Below are 16,272 nucleotides of genomic sequence, written 5' to 3' on the forward strand. Positions count from 1 at the left end.
GTGTTCCGCGGGCGCTTCCGTTGCGGGCATTCCGGGTACAAAGCAGGCGAATCCCCCTACACAACAGGAACACGTCCATGCAGAGCGGTGGAAACGGCGGTGAACACGGTCCGGGCCGTGACGCCGAAAGGGGCACGCCCGCGCCCTCCGCCAACCTCGTTTCGGGCCGTGTTCACGGCCAATCCGTCCAAGCCGGAACGGTCTACGGCGGTATCCACGTCCAGCAGGCGCTCCCTCAGATAGCGGGACCGCACGGCCGGCTCCCACCGGAATCCCCCGTCTTCACCGATCGCCGCGACGAGATCCGGCGACTGCGCGAGGACGCTCGGGCGGCGGCCCAGCGACGGACGACCCGGATCACCGTGCTCGTCGGGACGGGAGGAGTCGGCAAGACCGCGCTCGCCACGTCCTTCCTGCACGACGCCGCCGAGGAGTTCTTCCCCGACGGCCAGCTCTACGCCGACCTCGCCGGTTTCACGCCGTCCGGCCCCGCCGACCCCGCCGAGGTCCTCGACGGCCTGCTGCGCGCGCTGGGCTGCGCCCCGGGCGAGATCCCCGAGGGCCTGGCCGCCCGCTCGGCGCTGTTCCGCGCCCGGACCGCCGACCGCCGCCTGGCCTTCCTCCTCGACAACGCGATCAGCGCGGCGCAGGTGCGTGCGCTGCTCCCCGGACCCGGAGCGCATCTCGTCCTGGCGACGACGCGCCTGCAACTGCCCGGGCTGGTGAGCTCCGGCGCGCGCTTCATCGACGTGGGTCCCTTGAGCGAGGACGCCGCGGCCGATCTGCTCACGGCCCTGGTGGCGGGGCGCCGCGACGATCTCGGCGACCACGAGCGCCGACGGCTGGTGGCGCTATGCGGGCGGCTGCCCCTTGCGGTGTGCGCCGCGGCCGGGCGCCTGGTCACGCGGCCGGGACGCCCCGTGGGCAAGATGGTCGACGAGCTGAGCGACGAACGGCGGCGCCTGGCCGCCCTCACCCGTTACGGCGGCGAGGACGAGGACGACTCCGTGCGCGCCGTCCTCGACCTCTCCTACCAGGCGCTGCCCGACGACGCCGCCCGGCTCTACCGCCTCCTCGGACTGCATCCGGGACCGCGCCTCGGCGTGGACGCCGCCGCAGCGCTCATCGACGCCGACGAGGACGACGCGGACGAGGGACTCGACCGCCTGGTCCGGGCGAGCATGCTGGAGGACGACGGAACCGGCGGCTACTCCTTCCACGACCTGGTCCGCATCCACGCGCACGACCGCGCCGCCGACGAGGAGGACGCGCAGGAGCGCGATGCCGCGCTGGACCGGCTGGTCGACCACTACCTGCGCACGGCGATGGCCGCCGACCTCGTCCTCAACCCGAGCCGCTGGCAGCTCAGCCCGCTCTTCGCCGAGGTCCGCGAGGGGCCGTCGGTCTTCTCCGGGAGGGACGCCGCCCTGGCGTGGTTCGCGGATGAGCAGCCGAACCTGCGGGCGCTGGTGCTCCACTGCACCGGGACGGGCCGCCATCGGATGGCCTGGCAACTGTGCGAGGCCCTGTGGAACCACTTCACGCTGACCAAGCCGTTCGATACGTGGTTCGCCACCCACCGGTCGGGGATCGCGTCGGCGGAGGCGATCGGCGACGACCAGGCGCAGGCGCGGCTCGTGGGCGCGCTGGGCACCGCGTTCCTCATGTCGGGGTCGCCGGACGACGCCGCGGAGTCGTTCCGGCGCGCGCTCGGCCTGTGGCGGCGCTCGGACCACCGGCTGGGACAGGCGACCGCCCATGAAGGGCTCGGGGTGGCCGAACTGGCGCGGGGCCGCCCGGAGGAAGCGGTCACCCGGTTCGGCCGGGCCCGCGAGCTCTTCACGGAACTCGGCCGACAGCGGAGCATCGCCATCGTCGACCGCCACTTGGGCGAGGCCGAGCGCGACGCCGGAAGGCACGACATCGCGCTCGGCCACTTCCAGAGGGTGCGGGCGTTCTTCGCGGAGAGCGGCGAGGACTACCACGAGGCACGCGCGGTCATCGGGATGGCCACCACGCTGCTGGCCGCGCGCCGCTACGACGATGCGGAGGAGGCGTTGACGGAGGCGCTGGACATCACCGCGCGCCTGTCCGCCCGGCATGAGACGGCCCGGGTTCGGACGCTCCTCGCGGATGCGGCACTCGCCCGGGGACGCAGCGGCGAGGCGCGCACGCACCTGGCAGAGGCCCACGCCATCTATAGCCGACTAGGCTCCCCGCAAGCCGAAACGGTGCGACGCCGCATGGCCGACCTGGGGTGATCGCCGCCAGAGCGCCGGCCAGCGCCTCGCCCGCTGCCGGGGAGGCCAGGGCGCCGACCGAACCGCCCGCCCCGATCCAGCCGTGCGCCAGGCACAGTCCCAGCGCCACCCGCCACTCGGCGAACCGCGCGGGCAGTACCAGGGCCGGCCCGTCGCGCACGGCCGCCCGCCAGGCGTCCCGGCCCCGGACGGCCGCGACCAGACATCCGGGGTGATCGTCGAGCAGCGCTCGCGGGCCGGCGGGGCCGGGGAACGGCCCCGCACCGATGCCGGTGATGACGTCGGCGACGTTCCCCCACCGCGGGTCGCGGGTGCGGCCGCCGACCCACAGCACATCGTCGGCGACGGCCCGTGTCCCGCGGTCGGTGGACGTGTCGGTAATGGTGATCTCACCGCGGATCCGCACGGCTCCGCTCATGCCGCCCCCTCCCCTGACAGCGACGGCAGCAGCCGCGGCAGGGCAATGGGCGGCGTCCGCGCCGGGGTGGCGGGTTCGGCGAGCCCCATCAGCCGGTACATCGCCGAGCGCAGCAGCGTCGCCGATGCACCCGGCGCGGACGTCAGCTGGCTGCGGTACCACTCGGTCCGCTCGGGGACGTGGGCGCCGATCGCCTCTTCGACCTGCGGGCGCAGCGGCACGCCGCGGTCCAGCCGGGGGGCGGTCAGGCCCAGGAGGGCGTTGTGGGAGGCGGGGTCGACGTCGCCCTTGGGGAAGGCCCCCATCAGCACGGGCCGGCCCAGTGCGGCCGCATAGTAGGTCACGCTTCCGTGGTCGCCGATGACGAGGTCGGCCGCGACCAGTGCCGCCTGCCACCCGTCTTCGGGCGGCAGCACCCCCGGCTCCGGATCGCCGCCCTGCGCGCCGAGCCAGGCGCGCACCTGGCGTCGTCCGTGCCACACCCACGTGCCCGGGTGCGGGATGACGACGACGCGGAAGCCCGCCGGCGGCAGTTCGCCGATGAGCCGCGCGGGCAGGTCGGGGCGGGTCCCGAGCAGGGAGTTGCGCTGCCACGTGGACGACACGACGACCAGCTTCTGCGCGTCTCCGACGCCCAGCGCCCGCCGGAAGGCGGCCCGGCGGTCGGCACCGGCCGTCAGCCGGTCGAATGCCGGTTCGCCCACCACCTCCGCCACCTCTGCGGCGGGCGGGACGGTACGGGCGAGGACGTCGCGCATCCGGTGGTGCGCGACCCCCAGCAGCGACGGAACGACCCTGCCGTAGGCGATCAGACCGCTGTGCGCCCCCGCGACGTCGCGCGGGGCGGCCGGTCCGTCGCCCTCCCTGCGGAACAAGAGCTTGCCGGGGCCGGAACCGTGCCCGAGCACCAGCACGGGCGCGTGGACGTTCTCCAGCCCGCCGCCCAGCGAGGCCGCGACGGCCAGCTCGAATCGGTGGGACACGGCCTGTTGCCACGGGAGGACGACGCCGTCGTGGCCCCGCAGGAATTCCACACCGCTGTGGGAGAAGGCGCCGCCGGGCGGGGTGGTCCAGAACAGCTGGACGCGCGGGTCCCCTTCCAGCAAGGGGACGACGTCCCCGACGAGGCGATTGGCGGCGGTCAAGTGGTGGACGACGATGAGAGCGGTCCGTTGCGGGGACCACGTACTGCGGGCGCTGCCGCCGAGCCCGAAGGGGCCGGAGATCCAGTCGGTGCCGGGCATGGACCCACCTCCATGTCTCTAGAGAGCCATGAAGCAGGGTGCGGTCCGGGGTTGGACGAATCGCGTGCGTCGCGCGTGCGGATCCGTGCATGACGCGTGCATCCCGTGTGCGGACGGCGCGCAGCACGGATTCACCCCGGTAGGCGGCGCGGGCGCGACCTCGCGTCAGGGCGATTCGGGCAGGAGGGGTGGGGGTGTGGCGGCCGGCGTCTGGGCGGGCGGGCCGGCCTCGGCCGCTCGCTCGCGGAGGCGGTCGCGGATCTGTTCGGGGGTGTAAGCGCGGCGGCGCCGCTCGGCGCGGGCGATGACGACCCCCGTTGCGACGACACCCGCGAAGCCTGCAAGTCCCACTACCTTCCACCAACGCATGTTGCCTAGGCTACTCGTGTGACCGGAATCCGCATCGGCCTCGACGAGGCACTCGATCTCACCCGAACCGGCGACATTTGGGTGTTCCGCGGGCGTTCCATGCCCGACCGGGCCATCCAGATGACGACGAACAGTCCCGTGAACCACGTGGGGATGTCGGTCGTCATCGAGGACCTTCCCCCGTTGATGTGGCACGCCGAGCTGGGCAAATCACTGCCGGACATGTGGTCGGGCAACCACCAGCGCGGGGTGCAGCTGCACGACCTCCGCGACTCGGTCATCGTGTGGGAGAGCAAGTACGGCCAGCGGGCATGGCTGCGCCAGCTCGACCCGCCGGTGGGCCGCGAGGCCGAGGACGCCGTGCTGCGCACGATCGCGCGGCTCGACGGCACCCCGTTCCCCTCCACCGCCCAGCTGTTCGGGCGCTGGGTGCGCGGCCGGGTACCGCTGCCCAGCCGCGCCACACCGGGCGGCACCCTGGAGTCGGCCTACTGCGCCGAGGTCGTCGCCCTCACGTACGAGGCGATGGGCCTTCTCCCGGGCGGACGCCGGCCCAACTGGTACGACCCGGGGCGCTTCTGGAGCGGGGACGACCTCGGCCTCATCGACGGGGCGCAGCTGGGCGGAGAGATCGCGGTCGACGTCCCGCCGGGAGCCGAGATCACCTCCAGGCGCCGCCGGTCCCGTCCGGCCGACCCGGCCTGATCCGCGCCGGTCCGGGGGCGTTCCGAGGCGTTCCGGTCGCCTCCGGTCGCCTCCGGTCGCCTCCGGGCGGCCGGGGCGGCCGGGCGGAGTTCGGCCGGACGCCGACCGCCCATCCCGATCGCCTTCCCCGGCCGTCCCTCCCTGTCCCTCCCCGTCCCGCCCGGGTGGCGCACCCGCAGACGGGCCCGGGGCGGGGAGGCGGGAAGCCGCGCCCAGGGCCCGTCATGCTCGGGTCAGGCCGAGGATGCCGCGCGGTAGGGCGCGAGGAAGGGCGCCAGCACGTCCAGCAGGGCCTCTGGGGCCTCCTCGGGGACGAAGTGTGCGCTGTCCGGGATGACGACGCCGGTCACGTCCTCGGCGACCAGGCGCATTTCCCCTTCCGCCCCCGCGCCGACCGATGCCGCCCCGCCCACGGCCAGCACCGGAATCGTGATCTTCTCGGCCATGCGCCGCGCGCTCTGCTCCATGGTGGCGTCGATGGCCCGGTAGTTCTCGAAGGTCGCCCGCAGGGCGCCGGGCTCGCGCAGGGCGCGCAGGTAGACATCGACGGCTTCGGCCGGGATGGCGTCGGGCGTGAGCGCCTTCGATGCGAACTGGTGGCCGAAGTAGATGTCCTCGCGCCCCTCGACGAGTCGTTCGTTCACGTCATGGACCCGGTTGAAATTGAAGTGCCAGAGGAAGTCGGTGGTCCACCGGTCACCGATCAGCGGAGGCGACGGGAAGACTCCCGGGATGCGGGCGTCGACCACGGCCAGCCGTTCGATCGGCCCCGGGGTGTCGGCGGCCATGGCGTAGCCCGTCCACATGCCGATGTCGTGGCCCAGCACGGCGAACCGTCCGTATCCCAGCTCGGCCATGAAGCCGTGGAGTTCCCGGGCGAGCGTGGCGGAGTCGTAGCCGGTGGCGGGCTTGTCGGACAGTCCGCTGCCGCGGGGGTCGACGGCGATCACGGTGAAGTCCTCGGCCAGCGCGGGCATCATCAGCCGCCACTGGTACCAGAACTGCGGCCAGCCGCCGATGAGCAGGAGCGGCGGGCCGTCGCCGCCGACCACGGCGTGCAGGCGGACGCCGTCGACCGTGGCGAAGGTGTCGGTGAAGGTTCCGGTGAACCCGTCGGGGAGGCCGGGGACCTCCGTCACGGCGCCGTATCCGCCTGAGGCGGTGGGTGCCGGGGACGTGCTGAGCGACATGGTCATCGTTCCTAGGCAGTCGTCGGCGGACACGCGGACGGCCGACGGGCCTCCCGCACCCGCCGGGATGGGTGGGTCGGATCGGACACTAGCCATCTTGGAACGTTCGGTCAATGATTTTTGGAACGATCAGTCAAGGATTATGCTGGGAGCGGTCGTATACGGACCGCGACCAGGGGCGCAGGACAGGGGGCGGCGGAGAAGTGGCAGGACGCAAGCAGTTCGACGTCGACACCGCCGTGGACCAGGCCATGCGCGTGTTCTGGGAGCACGGCTACGCCGAGGCCAGCATGTCCAGGCTGCTGGAGGCGACCGGCCTCGGCCGCGGCTCGCTGTACGCGACCTTCGGCGGGAAGAAGGAGCTGTTCGAGCGGTCACTGCGGTTGTACGTCGCCACCTTCGGCACCGCGGCGAAAGACGCGGGGCGTGAGGCGGGGTCGGTGGACCCTGCGACGGCGACCGAGGGTTTTCTCACCACCACCCTCCAGCGCATGATCGATCCCTCCGTACCCGGCGGCTGCCTGATCAGCCAATCCGCGGCACAGCTCCCCGATCTGGAACCGTCGAGCCGCGACCTGGTGCGCGCACTCCTCGCCGGGCAGCGCGCATACATCGAGACCGTGCTGTCCGACGCCGGCGCGCCACCCGCCCTGGCCGCCGAACTCGCCCCGTTCGTCAGTGCGGTGAACCAGGGCCTCACGGTGATGCACCGCGCGGGGGCCACACCGGAGGAACTGCGCCTGGTCATCCGCTCCACCCGGGACGCCGTAGCCGCCCGCACGTGACCGCCACGGAACCACCGAGAGTCGGCGAGAAGGCGCTGCCCTGTCCCGCCCCCTCGTGAACCGGGACAGGGCCGCAGGTGATCAGGCTGTGGCCGCGGCCGTACCGGGCAGGTCACCCCAGGTGAGGGTGAAGCCGACGCCGTAGCGGGGTGTGGGCAGCGGACCCCAGGTGTCGGCCAGGTAGTCGATGAGGGTCATGCCGCGCCCGTGCTGGGCCAAGGGGGTGATGGGCCGGATGAAGGGAACCGTCCCGCCGGCGGGACACCCCTCGTCCTCGACCTCGATCGTTATCCGGCGCCGCTCGACCATGAGGGTCACGTCGAACTTCCCGCCGCGCCCGCTGGCGGTGTAGCGGACGGCGTTGGTCGCCGCCTCGCTGAGCAGCAGGACGGCGGAGGCGACGGTGTCGCCGGGGATGTCGAACGCGCAGTGGACGGTCAGCAGACCCTCACACCAGGACCGCGCCCGCTTGACCTGGTCCGCCCACCCGGGGAATTGCTGGAAGTACACCACCGCCATCACCGCCCCCCAACTCGGATCAGATACGGGCAAATACGGCATGCACGATTATTGATGGGAATCCTCCCTAGCGGTCGCGTCCCGTCGATCTCCATTTCGACTCCTCCTTGACCACGACGAATGAGGGCGGCGAAATGCGCCGTGTTTGCACATGACCCAGGACCCGATTCTCAACCTCCAACTGCCGCCGATACTGCACCGATAACGCCTTGACCAGCAAGGATGATTACACTTATGGAGAAGAACTTTTCGAGGGGTAAAAATCTGTTAATTGCAGTCCCGTCAGATGGTGTGCACCATGGACTCCATGAGCGACCGAATCGACCCGACCGCCGCCCAATGGGGCAGCGAGCTTCGACGCTTGCGCGACCTCGCCGGACTTACGCAAGGCGACCTCGCGAATATGGTGAACTACTCGACACCGCTCATCAGCGGATGGGAAAGGGGGACAAGGCGCCCTAAAAGGCGTCATATCGAAGTTCTGGATGTCGGCTTGGCCACAGGGGGAGCGCTGCTGGCCCTCTGGGACGAACTGAGTGACACGCGGCCGATACCGGACTCATGGAAATCGTTCCTCAAACTGGAGAGAGAAGCGGTCGAGATCCGCGAGTATCAGCCGTTGCTGATACCTGGACTTTTCCAATCCCCGGGGTATGCAGGGGCACTCATGGCCCGCGACGGATACCATCCGGACGAAAGCACCCCCGAAGAGCAAGTGGCCCTGCGGATGGCGAGGCTCGGCGAACTGCGGCGGGACACACGGCTGTGGGCCGTAGTCGAAGAGACGGCGCTGCGGAAGGTCGTAGGCTCGCGGGAGATCCACCGTGAAGCTCTCTCCCACTTGCTCGGCCTGATGGCCCTCCCCCACATCCACCTGACCGTGGTTCCGGAGTATGCTCCACAGAGACCCGGACTGGCTTCGGGATCGTTCCGGTTGATGCGCCTCCCTGACGGCCGCTACGTTGGACAGGTCGAGCACATCTTGGGGTTGGCCGTCGTCAGCAACGCATACGACCTCGGACGGCTTGTCACTCTCTTCGGAGATGTACAGATGGAGTCAATGACTCCGAGTGATTCGCGACGCCTTATAGAGCAGATTCGAGAGGGCCTGGAATGAACTGGCACAAGTCGACCTACAGCGGCGGCAACCATCCGAACTGCGTCGAGGTCGCCGAGACCAGTGAGCGTGTACACATCCGCGACACCCGAAACAGGGATCTCGGCGCCCTGGCCTTCCCTGCCTCGGAGTGGCGCGCCCTCCTCGCCGACATCGACGCTCTGTAACCCCTCCCCCGGCCCCCGGCGTCCGCGGCCCCCGCCCTTCCAGGGTGGGGGCCGTCGTCGTGCCGTGGCCGTGCGCCTCGGCCCGTTGGAAAACTGTCCGCATTCGGACGCGGGCCAGAGCGAGGATCTACCGGAACGCCATAGGACAGCAGGTCAGAACGCGCATCCATGATCGTTTCGCGGAAGCCATTTCACGCAATCGATCTTGATTCCCGTTACATGGCCTTACCCTCAGGGCGGTTTTCCGGAAAAATCAAGACCGTGTCCTTACGATGATCCCCCGATATGAACGCGGTGCCCTGACGAAACGGGGTGAAATGGTGCCACGGTTGTTCCGGCGTGATGAGGCGATCGAACTCCTCACCACCGCCATGGCTCCCCCTGGTGCGGGGCGGCAGCGCGGACGCTCTCCGTTCCTTGTCTATGAGGGGATGCGGGGCACGGGGAAGACCGTGCTTCTGCGCGGTGTCGCCGACGAACTGCGCGGGCAGATCCCCTCCGCCTACATCGACTTCGACGCTGTCAGCGGCGCCGACATCCCGCTGGTGCTGTCACTCCTGAGTCAGGGCCTCTACAACACCTACCCCCGATACGGGAGGCTCCGCTTCCCCCGGCTGGCGCTGGGGCAGCACGCCATCACCGTGAACCTCGACGCGACCGGCAGCGCCGCGGCCGGCCCTCCCGCGCCCGCCGGGGCCGCCGACGCCGGTTCCACGGTCTCGACGGCGACGGTGGGACCGGCGACCCTGCCCGACGCCGAACGGCGGCATGCGCGCATGCGCGCCTCGCTGCGCAGTCTGCGCGGGTTCGACGATCTCCAAGGCGTGCTCGCGACCGCCGCGGCGGCGGTCCTGGGCTCGCTGTACCCCATCCCCGCCGAGCCCACCAAGACGCTCTCGGAGCGCGCGGTGAAATTCGCGACCGATCCGCTCTTCGGTAGCGCCCACTTCCTGGGCCGGTACCTCAAGTGGTTCGCGGACCCGAAACCCGCGGCGGGCAGCCCGGACCCCGTTCACACGCTGGTCGAGCTCAACGCGTGGGCCAACGCCGCCCCCGCCGACGGCCGGGGCACCCAGCACCTGATCGACGACCTGATGTGCGCCGCGTTCCTGGCCGATCTCGTCGATTTCTTCCCCACCGGACGGGCCGCCGCAACCTGGGCCTACGACATCGTGCTCCTGCTCGACAACGCCGGCACCCGCCTCGGCCGGCGGTTCCTCGACGCCCTCGACCGTGCCGGGGCCCACGCGCCCGAGACGCCCCTGACCGTGGTGGCCGCCACCCGCGGCGACCTCCTGCTCGGTGAGCCGCCGGAGCACATCCACGAGGTTCGCCCGTCCGATCCGTATGCGGGCCCGAGCGAACCCATTCCCGCGGCCGACCACCGCCCGTGGCGCCGCTACCGCCTACCGGACCTGTACGAGGACGACGTCGCGGGCATGATCAGGGCGGCGGGCCTGGCCGCCCACGTCGACCGGCGGTTGTTCCGCGCGATCCACCAGTTCACGGGCGGCCACCCCGGTTCGACCGCGACCATCATCGGCGCCGTCGACCGCCACCGCTCGTCGGCGGGCGACCTCGACCTCCTCCTGTCCACCCGCCCCGGCGTCGCCCCCCTCGCCCCGACGCCGCCCACCCTCGCACGGCGCCTGCGCGACGACCTGATCGAGCCCCGGATCCCGCCGGAACGGATCGACGAGCTGGTCACCTGCGCCGCAGCGCGCACACAGGACGACGCGCGGCAACTGGTGACCGACCGGACCCTGGTCCGCCATCTCCATGAGCAGATCGAAGTCCTGGTCGCCCTCGACCTCTGGAACCCCGATCGCGGCGCCGGCCAGGTCCTGCTGCGCCGCCTGCTCCTGCGCGAGCTGGCCGAGCGCGGCCACAACGGTGGGTCCGCCGGTGGCGGCGGCGCCAAGCGCACCGCGCGGTCGCGGCCGGCGCCTCTGCCCCGCTGGCCCGACGTCGTCGCCCGCCTGCGCAAGCAGTCCCAGTCGCGAGGGGACTCCGATGCCGAGCTGTACTACGCGCTGGCCGAAGGAGACCTGCGCTCCGTTGCGGAGGAACTGACACGGCGCATCGACCTCGACGACCCCGGCACGTGGCTGGATCTGCTCTTGGCGGTCGTCACCGCGCCCACCCGGCGTACGCAGTCCCACGAGTCGCCCACCACCCGCCGCGACGCCCTCGTCTTCAAGATCAGCCAGGGCCAGGACCCCCCGCCCGGAACGATCACCGGACTGATCGCCGGCCTGTGGGTGGCCTCCGATCCCCTCTGCGGGCTGGACCGCAGGTACCTGTACGGGCGAATCGCCGCGGACCTCCAGCGGGTGGCCCAGGACCACATGGCCTTCACCCCCCACCGGCTGTACGAGGAGACCCACCGGAACTCGCGCCTGGAGGAGCTGTGGGCATGATCCCGGGGCCACCCAAGCCCCCCATTCGCTGGGGCAGGCTCATCGCGGTCGCAGCGGCGCTGCTCCTGGCGGCCTCCGCCGTGATCTACGCGGTCCCGCACGTGCGGTGCGGCAACATCTGGGCCGACATCCGCGTCCGCGGCGGCGACGGCGAGTGCGTCGGCACCACCGACGGATCCCACGTCTTCGACCCCGGCTTCGCCGACGTCCAGGCCCGGATCGCCGCCGAGAACGAGCGCGTCGCCGAGCAGATCGACGGCGGGGCCGCTGCGGCGCGGATCGCCGTGATGACCCAGCTGACGCCGACCGCGGTGAGCGCGATGTCCCCGGACCAGGTGCTGCGCAGCCTGGAGGGCGCCTATGTCGCGCAGATGCGGGCCAACCACTCGCGCGACATCGGCGACCCCACCCCCCTGGTCCAGCTGGTCCTCGCCAACGAGGGCAGCCGCCAGGAGCACTGGGAACCCGTGGTCGACCGCCTGGTGGAGATGTCCACGGAACCGGTCCCCCTCCTCGCGGTCATCGGCCTGGGGGTGAGTATCCGGTCGACCGCGGAGGCCGCCGACCGGCTCTCGGCCAGCGGCGTTCCGATGGTCTCGGCCGTGGCGTCGGCCGACGGGCTCAACGACGGCTCCTACCCCGGGCTGCTCCGCGCGGGCCCGAGCAACACCGACTTCGTCACCGCGCTGCGCGGCTATGTGGAAGCGCACGACGAGCTCCGAACGGGGATCCTGGTCTTCGACCAGAACGCCCCGGACCTGTTCGTGAGCACGCTGACGGCCGCGTTCGAGGCGGAGATGGCCGAATACACCGAGGGCGTGCCGCCGCAGCCCTTCTCGGGCACCGCCCTGGCCGACGGATCGCCGCCGACCCTGTTCGCCTCGGCCGCCCAGAACATCTGCCAGACAGAGGCCGACATGGTGTTCTACGCGGGCCGCGGCGTCGACCTGAGCGGGCTGATCGACGCGCTCCACTCGCGTCCGTGTGTCCGGGAGCCGCTGACGGTGTTCTTCGCCGAGACCGGCCTCTCCCTGCGCGAGGACGAGGAGATCCGCGGCGATCTGGAGGACGGCAACATCACCATCGTGCACGCCGCCGCCTCCGACCCGGACTGGGGCAGTGGGGCACGGGGGGAGCCGGAGGGCTTCGCGCCCTTCGTCGACTCCTACGCGGAGCACGTCGGCGACCCCGGCGGGGCGCTGGACAACGGGTACGCCATCGCCCACCACGACGCGGTCATGGTCGCGGTCCAGGCGATCCGCCTCTACACGCGGGAGGGCGGGGACGAACCGCCGCGGGCCGAGGGGGTCCGCGGGGCTCTGTTCCGCCTCAACGCCGGCAACGTGGTGCGGGGCGCAGGCGGCGACCTCGCCTTCAGCACCACGCGCGACGGCGACCCCGGGGGCAAGCCGGTCCCGGTCTTCGAGATCCCCCGCCCGGGCGAGGCTCCGGCCCACGACCTCTACACCACCCCGGAAGAGTGACGGGCGGCGTCGCCGGATCCCGCGTCGGCGCCCCGGCACCCCTCGTGCGACCGGAGGAACCGTCGCCATGATCCCCACACCCCCCAGACCCCGCCTTTCCCGGGCCAGGCTCATCGCCGCCGCCGCGCCCCTGCTCCTGCTGGCCGCGGCGGTGCTCTACGCGGTCCCGCACGTGCGGTGCGGCAACCTCTGGGCCGACATCCGCGTCCGCGGCGGCGACGGCGAGTGCGTCGGCACCACCGACGGATCCCACGTCTTCGACCCCGCCTTCACCGACGTCCAGGCCCGGATCGCCGCCGAGAACGAGCGCGTCGCCGAGCAGATCGACGGCGGGGCCGCTGCGGCGCGGATCGCCCTCCTCACCCAGCTCACGCCGACCGAAGAGGGCGCGATGTCCCCGGACCAGGTGCTGCGCAGCCTGGAGGGCGCCTACGTCGCGCAGATCCGGGCCAACCGCACCCGCGGCATCGGCGACCCGACGCCGCTGATCCAGCTCGTCCTCGCCAACGAGGGCAGCCGCCAGGAACACTGGGAACCCGTGGTCGACCGCCTGGTGGAGATGTCCACGGAACCGGTGCCCCTCCTCGCCGTCATCGGCCTGGGGGTGGGGATCCAGGCGACGTCCGACGCCGCCGAGCGGCTGTCCGCCAACGACGTCGCGATGGTCGCGGCGGTGGTGGCCGCCGACGAACTGAACGACGCGACGCATCCCGGGCTGCTGCGCGTCGGCCCGAGCAGCACCGACTATGCGACGGCCCTGCGGGGCTACGTGGAGGCGCACGACCGGCTCCGGACGGGGATGCTCGTCTACGACGAGAACGCGCCCGATCTCTTCGTCAATTCGCTGTCCTCGGCGTACTCCGCGGAGATGTCCGACTATACGGAGGGCATCCCGCCCCAGCCGTTCTCCGGCGCGGCCCTGGACGACGAGCCGTCGCCCACTCTGTTCGCGTCCGCCAGCCAGAACATCTGCGACGCGGAGGTCGACATGGTGTTCTACGCGGGGCGCGGGGTCGACCTGCGCGGGCTGGTCGACTCGCTGCACTCCCGCTCGTGCGCGCGGGAGCCGCTGACGGTGTTCTTCGCGTCCACCGGTCTGGCACTGCGCGGGGACGACGACGCGCTGGACCTGCTGGAGGAGGGCAACCTCACCGTCGTGCAGGCGGCGGCCTCCGATCCGGACTGGGTCAACGGGGCGCGCGGCGCGCCGGAGGGTTTCGCGGCCTTCGCCGATGCCTATGACGAGAACTTCGGCGACCCCGGGGCGGGCCTGGAGAACGGGTATGCCGTCGCCCACCACGACGCGATGATGGTCGCGGTCCAGGCGATCCGCCTGCGCGACCGCGAAGGCGGAGACCGGGCGGAATCGCTGGACGGGATGCGCCGGGCGCTCTTCCGCCTCAACAGCGCGAACGTGGTGCGCGCCGCCGGCGGCACCCTGGCGTTCAGCACGACGCGCGACGGCGACCCCGGGGACAAGCCGGTCCCGGTCGTCGAGATCCCCCGCTCGACCGAATCCCCGGCCCACGACCTCTACACCACCCCGGAGGAATGACGCGCGGGGTCGCCGTGCGCCCTGCCGCGCTGGGGGCTCAGTCCAGCGCCCGGCGGGCGGCGCCGCGGAGGGTGGTGACCATGGCCGCAACCGGTGGGTGGGGGCGCCGGCGGTGGACGACGTAGATCTCGCGGGCCGGCTGCGCGCCGCCCAAAGGGCCGGCCGTCCAGCCGCCGGGGGGCGCGGCGCGCAGGATGGTACGGGGGATGAGCCCGATGCCCACGCCCGCGCGGATGAGCGCGAGGGTCACCTCGTAGTCGCGGGTCTCGTAGGCGACCGTGAGCCGTACCCCCGCGGCCTCGGCCGCGGAGTCCAGCGTGACGCGGTTGGAGATCCCGGGCGCGCCGCAGATCCACTCCTCTCCGACGAGGTCGGCCAGTGCGGGGCGGCGGCCCGCGAACGGGTGCCCTTCGGGCAGCACGAGCAGCAGCGGGTCGGTCAGGATCTGCTCGCGGTGCAGGCCCGTCCCGCCGGGGAGCGGGACGCCCGGGTAGCGGTGGGTGATGAGGAGGTCGAGGTCGCCGGATGTCACGAGCCCGTACCCGTCGGGCGGCTCGACGTCCGACAGGGACAGGCTGACGTGCGGGTGGGCGCGGCCGAACTCCGCGAGCGCGCTGGGCACGAGGGTCTTTCCGGCGCTGGCGAACGCCCCCAGCGACAGGCGCCGCGGGGCCCCGCCCTGTGCGGCGCGGACCGCGGCCTCGGCCGCGCGCAGCTCGCCCAGCACCCGTTCGCCGTGGTCCAGCAGGATCCGGCCCGCCTCGGTCAGCCGGATGCCGCCGCGGCGGCGTTCGACCAGGGTGCAGCCGAGTTCGCGCTCCAGCTTGGCGAGCTGCTGGGACAGCGCCGGCGCGGTGAACGACATCCGCTCGGCCGCGGCCGCGATGGACCCGGCGTGGGCGATCTCGACCAGGACCCGGACACGGTTGGCATCGAGCATCAGCGCGCACCCTTCTCGACCTGGAGGGACGTCGCCCGCGGCCGCGCGGCGCGGGCGGGTGGACAGGGAAAGCAACGCTTAATCATCTTTAGCAAGCGCAACTTCAACTTATCCGAGTTCGCGGGCACAGTTAGTGATATGAGCCTTCGCACCGCAGTCCCAGCGCAGGTCCCCACAGCGGCCGACGTCCGCGCGGCGGCCGAGCGCATCTCCGCCTACGCCCGGCGCACCCCGGTGCTGCGGGCCCGCGTCGACGGCCGCCCGGTCACCCTGAAGCTAGAGCACCTCCAGACCACCGGGGCGTTCAAGCTGCGCGGGGCGCTGAACGCGCTGCTCGCGGCCGAGCGCCCCGCGCGGGTGGTCACGGCGTCGGGCGGCAACCACGGCCTCGGGGTGGCGACCGCGGCGCGGATGCTCGGCATCGAGGCGATCGTCTACGTCCCCGAAACGGTTCCCGAGGCCAAGGCGCGGCGGCTGGAGGCGTCCGGCGCGGAACTGGTACGGGTGGGCGAGCGCTACTCCGTCGCCGCCGAGGCCGCGCTGAAGCACGCCGCGGCCGAGGGCATCCGCTACCTGCACGCCTATGACGACCCCGACGTGGTGGCGGGCCAGGGCACGGTCGGCCACGAGATCGCGGCCGACGCGCCCCATTGCGACACCGTGGTCGTCGCCGTGGGCGGCGCCGGCCTGCTGGCGGGGGTGCGGCTGGGAGCCGGCGGCCGCCGGGTCGTCGGCGTCGAGCCTGAGGGCTGCCGCAGCCTGCACGCGGCGCTGGCGGCCGGCCACCCGGTGGACTCCCCGGTGGCGTCGGTGGCGTCGTCGGCCCTGGGGGCGTCCCGGGTGGGCGACGTCCCGTTCGCGGTGCTGCGGCGGCACCCCGTCGACACCGCTGTGGTCACCGACGACGAGATCGTCGCCGCCCGCGGGCGCCTGTGGGAGGAGTTCCGCATCGCCGCCGAACCCGCGGCCGCCGTCCCCTTCGCCGCGTGGCTGGCCGGGCGCGTCCCGGGCGACGAACCGTGCCTGGTGATCTGCGGCGCCAACAGCAACTGGACCCCGCAGGACTGACGGAGGCGGCGCCGCACCGCCCCGGTCGGC

14 protein-coding genes are annotated in these 16,272 nt (G+C 72.2%); 9 read left to right on the top strand and 5 right to left on the bottom strand.

Annotated elements, in window-relative coordinates; all coding sequences use genetic code 11:
• Positions 1-77: 77 nt before the first annotated feature.
• Positions 78-2,261 carry an ATP-binding protein gene (locus ACFO4E_RS07935; protein ID WP_378572399.1) on the top strand — a complete coding sequence of 728 codons (2,184 nt, stop codon included), beginning with the start codon at positions 78-80 and terminating at the stop codon, positions 2,259-2,261.
• 414 nt (positions 2,262-2,675) lie between these two features.
• Here the strand turns inward: ACFO4E_RS07935 and ACFO4E_RS07940 are convergent, their stop codons facing one another.
• Both ACFO4E_RS07940 and ACFO4E_RS07945 read right to left on the bottom strand, forming a co-directional pair.
• Entirely contained in the window at positions 2,676-3,923 is a 1,248-nt protein-coding gene (locus tag ACFO4E_RS07940) for a hypothetical protein (protein ID WP_378572400.1), read from the bottom strand.
• A gap of 165 nt (positions 3,924-4,088) precedes the next feature.
• Complete coding sequence (locus ACFO4E_RS07945; RefSeq protein ID WP_378572401.1) at positions 4,089-4,292, bottom strand: hypothetical protein; 204 nt, start codon at positions 4,290-4,292, stop codon at positions 4,089-4,091.
• A gap of 27 nt (positions 4,293-4,319) precedes the next feature.
• Here ACFO4E_RS07945 and ACFO4E_RS07950 point away from each other — a divergent pair, with 27 nt between their 5' ends.
• Positions 4,320-4,997, top strand: coding sequence for a C40 family peptidase (locus ACFO4E_RS07950; RefSeq protein WP_378572648.1), 678 nt, complete (start codon positions 4,320-4,322; stop codon positions 4,995-4,997).
• A gap of 233 nt (positions 4,998-5,230) precedes the next feature.
• Here the strand turns inward: ACFO4E_RS07950 and ACFO4E_RS07955 are convergent, their stop codons facing one another.
• Positions 5,231-6,187: an alpha/beta fold hydrolase gene (locus tag ACFO4E_RS07955; RefSeq protein WP_378572402.1), complete on the bottom strand. Its 957-nt coding sequence runs from the start codon at positions 6,185-6,187 to the stop codon at positions 5,231-5,233.
• 203 nt (positions 6,188-6,390) lie between these two features.
• Here ACFO4E_RS07955 and ACFO4E_RS07960 point away from each other — a divergent pair, with 203 nt between their 5' ends.
• Positions 6,391-6,972: a TetR/AcrR family transcriptional regulator gene (locus ACFO4E_RS07960; protein WP_378572403.1), complete on the top strand. Its 582-nt coding sequence runs from the start codon at positions 6,391-6,393 to the stop codon at positions 6,970-6,972.
• Positions 6,973-7,053: 81 nt separating this feature from the next.
• Here the strand turns inward: ACFO4E_RS07960 and ACFO4E_RS07965 are convergent, their stop codons facing one another.
• Positions 7,054-7,491 carry an ATP-binding protein gene (locus ACFO4E_RS07965; RefSeq protein WP_378572404.1) on the bottom strand — a complete coding sequence of 146 codons (438 nt, stop codon included), beginning with the start codon at positions 7,489-7,491 and terminating at the stop codon, positions 7,054-7,056.
• A 307-nt stretch (positions 7,492-7,798) separates the two neighbouring features.
• On the opposite strand from ACFO4E_RS07965, the gene ACFO4E_RS07970 reads away from it, so the two are divergent.
• From ACFO4E_RS07970 to ACFO4E_RS07990, 5 genes are all read left to right on the top strand, one after another.
• On the top strand, positions 7,799-8,608 hold the full coding sequence (locus tag ACFO4E_RS07970; protein ID WP_378572405.1) for a helix-turn-helix domain-containing protein: 810 nt from the start codon (positions 7,799-7,801) through the stop codon (positions 8,606-8,608).
• Entirely contained in the window at positions 8,605-8,775 is a 171-nt protein-coding gene (locus ACFO4E_RS07975; RefSeq protein ID WP_378572406.1) for a DUF397 domain-containing protein, read from the top strand. Before ACFO4E_RS07970 ends, ACFO4E_RS07975 begins: the two co-directional genes overlap by 4 nt.
• Positions 8,776-9,104: 329 nt before the next feature.
• Positions 9,105-11,195, top strand: a complete 2,091-nt coding sequence (locus tag ACFO4E_RS07980; protein ID WP_378572407.1) for a hypothetical protein — start codon at positions 9,105-9,107, stop codon at positions 11,193-11,195.
• On the top strand, positions 11,192-12,679 hold the full coding sequence (locus ACFO4E_RS07985; protein ID WP_378572408.1) for an ABC transporter substrate-binding protein: 1,488 nt from the start codon (positions 11,192-11,194) through the stop codon (positions 12,677-12,679). Before ACFO4E_RS07980 ends, ACFO4E_RS07985 begins: the two co-directional genes overlap by 4 nt.
• Before the next feature lie 67 nt (positions 12,680-12,746).
• Positions 12,747-14,234, top strand: a complete 1,488-nt coding sequence (locus tag ACFO4E_RS07990; RefSeq protein ID WP_378572409.1) for a type 1 periplasmic-binding domain-containing protein — start codon at positions 12,747-12,749, stop codon at positions 14,232-14,234.
• A gap of 37 nt (positions 14,235-14,271) precedes the next feature.
• On the opposite strand, the gene ACFO4E_RS07995 is transcribed toward ACFO4E_RS07990, so the two are convergent.
• Positions 14,272-15,174, bottom strand: a complete 903-nt coding sequence (locus ACFO4E_RS07995; RefSeq protein WP_378572410.1) for a LysR family transcriptional regulator — start codon at positions 15,172-15,174, stop codon at positions 14,272-14,274.
• A gap of 138 nt (positions 15,175-15,312) precedes the next feature.
• Between ACFO4E_RS07995 and ACFO4E_RS08000 the strand changes: the two genes are divergently transcribed.
• Positions 15,313-16,242, top strand: coding sequence for a threonine/serine dehydratase (locus ACFO4E_RS08000; protein WP_378572411.1), 930 nt, complete (start codon positions 15,313-15,315; stop codon positions 16,240-16,242).
• Positions 16,243-16,272: the final 30 nt, after the last annotated feature.

The organism is Nocardiopsis mangrovi, assembly GCF_042653925.1.
Taxonomy (GTDB): domain Bacteria; phylum Actinomycetota; class Actinomycetes; order Streptosporangiales; family Streptosporangiaceae; genus Nocardiopsis_B; species Nocardiopsis_B mangrovi.

What these genes read in the sequence shown, in the direction of transcription:
- ACFO4E_RS07935 (WP_378572399.1), top strand. Translation starts at nt 78, where the DNA reads ATGCAGAGCGGTGGAAACGGCGGTGAACACGGTCCGGGCCGTGACGCC.
- ACFO4E_RS07940 (WP_378572400.1), bottom strand. Translation starts at nt 3,923, where the DNA reads ATGCCCGGCACCGACTGGATCTCCGGCCCCTTCGGGCTCGGCGGCAGC.
- ACFO4E_RS07945 (WP_378572401.1), bottom strand. Translation starts at nt 4,292, where the DNA reads ATGCGTTGGTGGAAGGTAGTGGGACTTGCAGGCTTCGCGGGTGTCGTC.
- ACFO4E_RS07955 (WP_378572402.1), bottom strand. Translation starts at nt 6,187, where the DNA reads ATGTCGCTCAGCACGTCCCCGGCACCCACCGCCTCAGGCGGATACGGC.
- ACFO4E_RS07965 (WP_378572404.1), bottom strand. Translation starts at nt 7,491, where the DNA reads ATGGCGGTGGTGTACTTCCAGCAATTCCCCGGGTGGGCGGACCAGGTC.
- ACFO4E_RS07970 (WP_378572405.1), top strand. Translation starts at nt 7,799, where the DNA reads ATGAGCGACCGAATCGACCCGACCGCCGCCCAATGGGGCAGCGAGCTT.
- ACFO4E_RS07975 (WP_378572406.1), top strand. Translation starts at nt 8,605, where the DNA reads ATGAACTGGCACAAGTCGACCTACAGCGGCGGCAACCATCCGAACTGC.
- ACFO4E_RS07985 (WP_378572408.1), top strand. Translation starts at nt 11,192, where the DNA reads ATGATCCCGGGGCCACCCAAGCCCCCCATTCGCTGGGGCAGGCTCATC.
- ACFO4E_RS07990 (WP_378572409.1), top strand. Translation starts at nt 12,747, where the DNA reads ATGATCCCCACACCCCCCAGACCCCGCCTTTCCCGGGCCAGGCTCATC.
- ACFO4E_RS07995 (WP_378572410.1), bottom strand. Translation starts at nt 15,174, where the DNA reads ATGCTCGATGCCAACCGTGTCCGGGTCCTGGTCGAGATCGCCCACGCC.
- ACFO4E_RS08000 (WP_378572411.1), top strand. Translation starts at nt 15,313, where the DNA reads ATGAGCCTTCGCACCGCAGTCCCAGCGCAGGTCCCCACAGCGGCCGAC.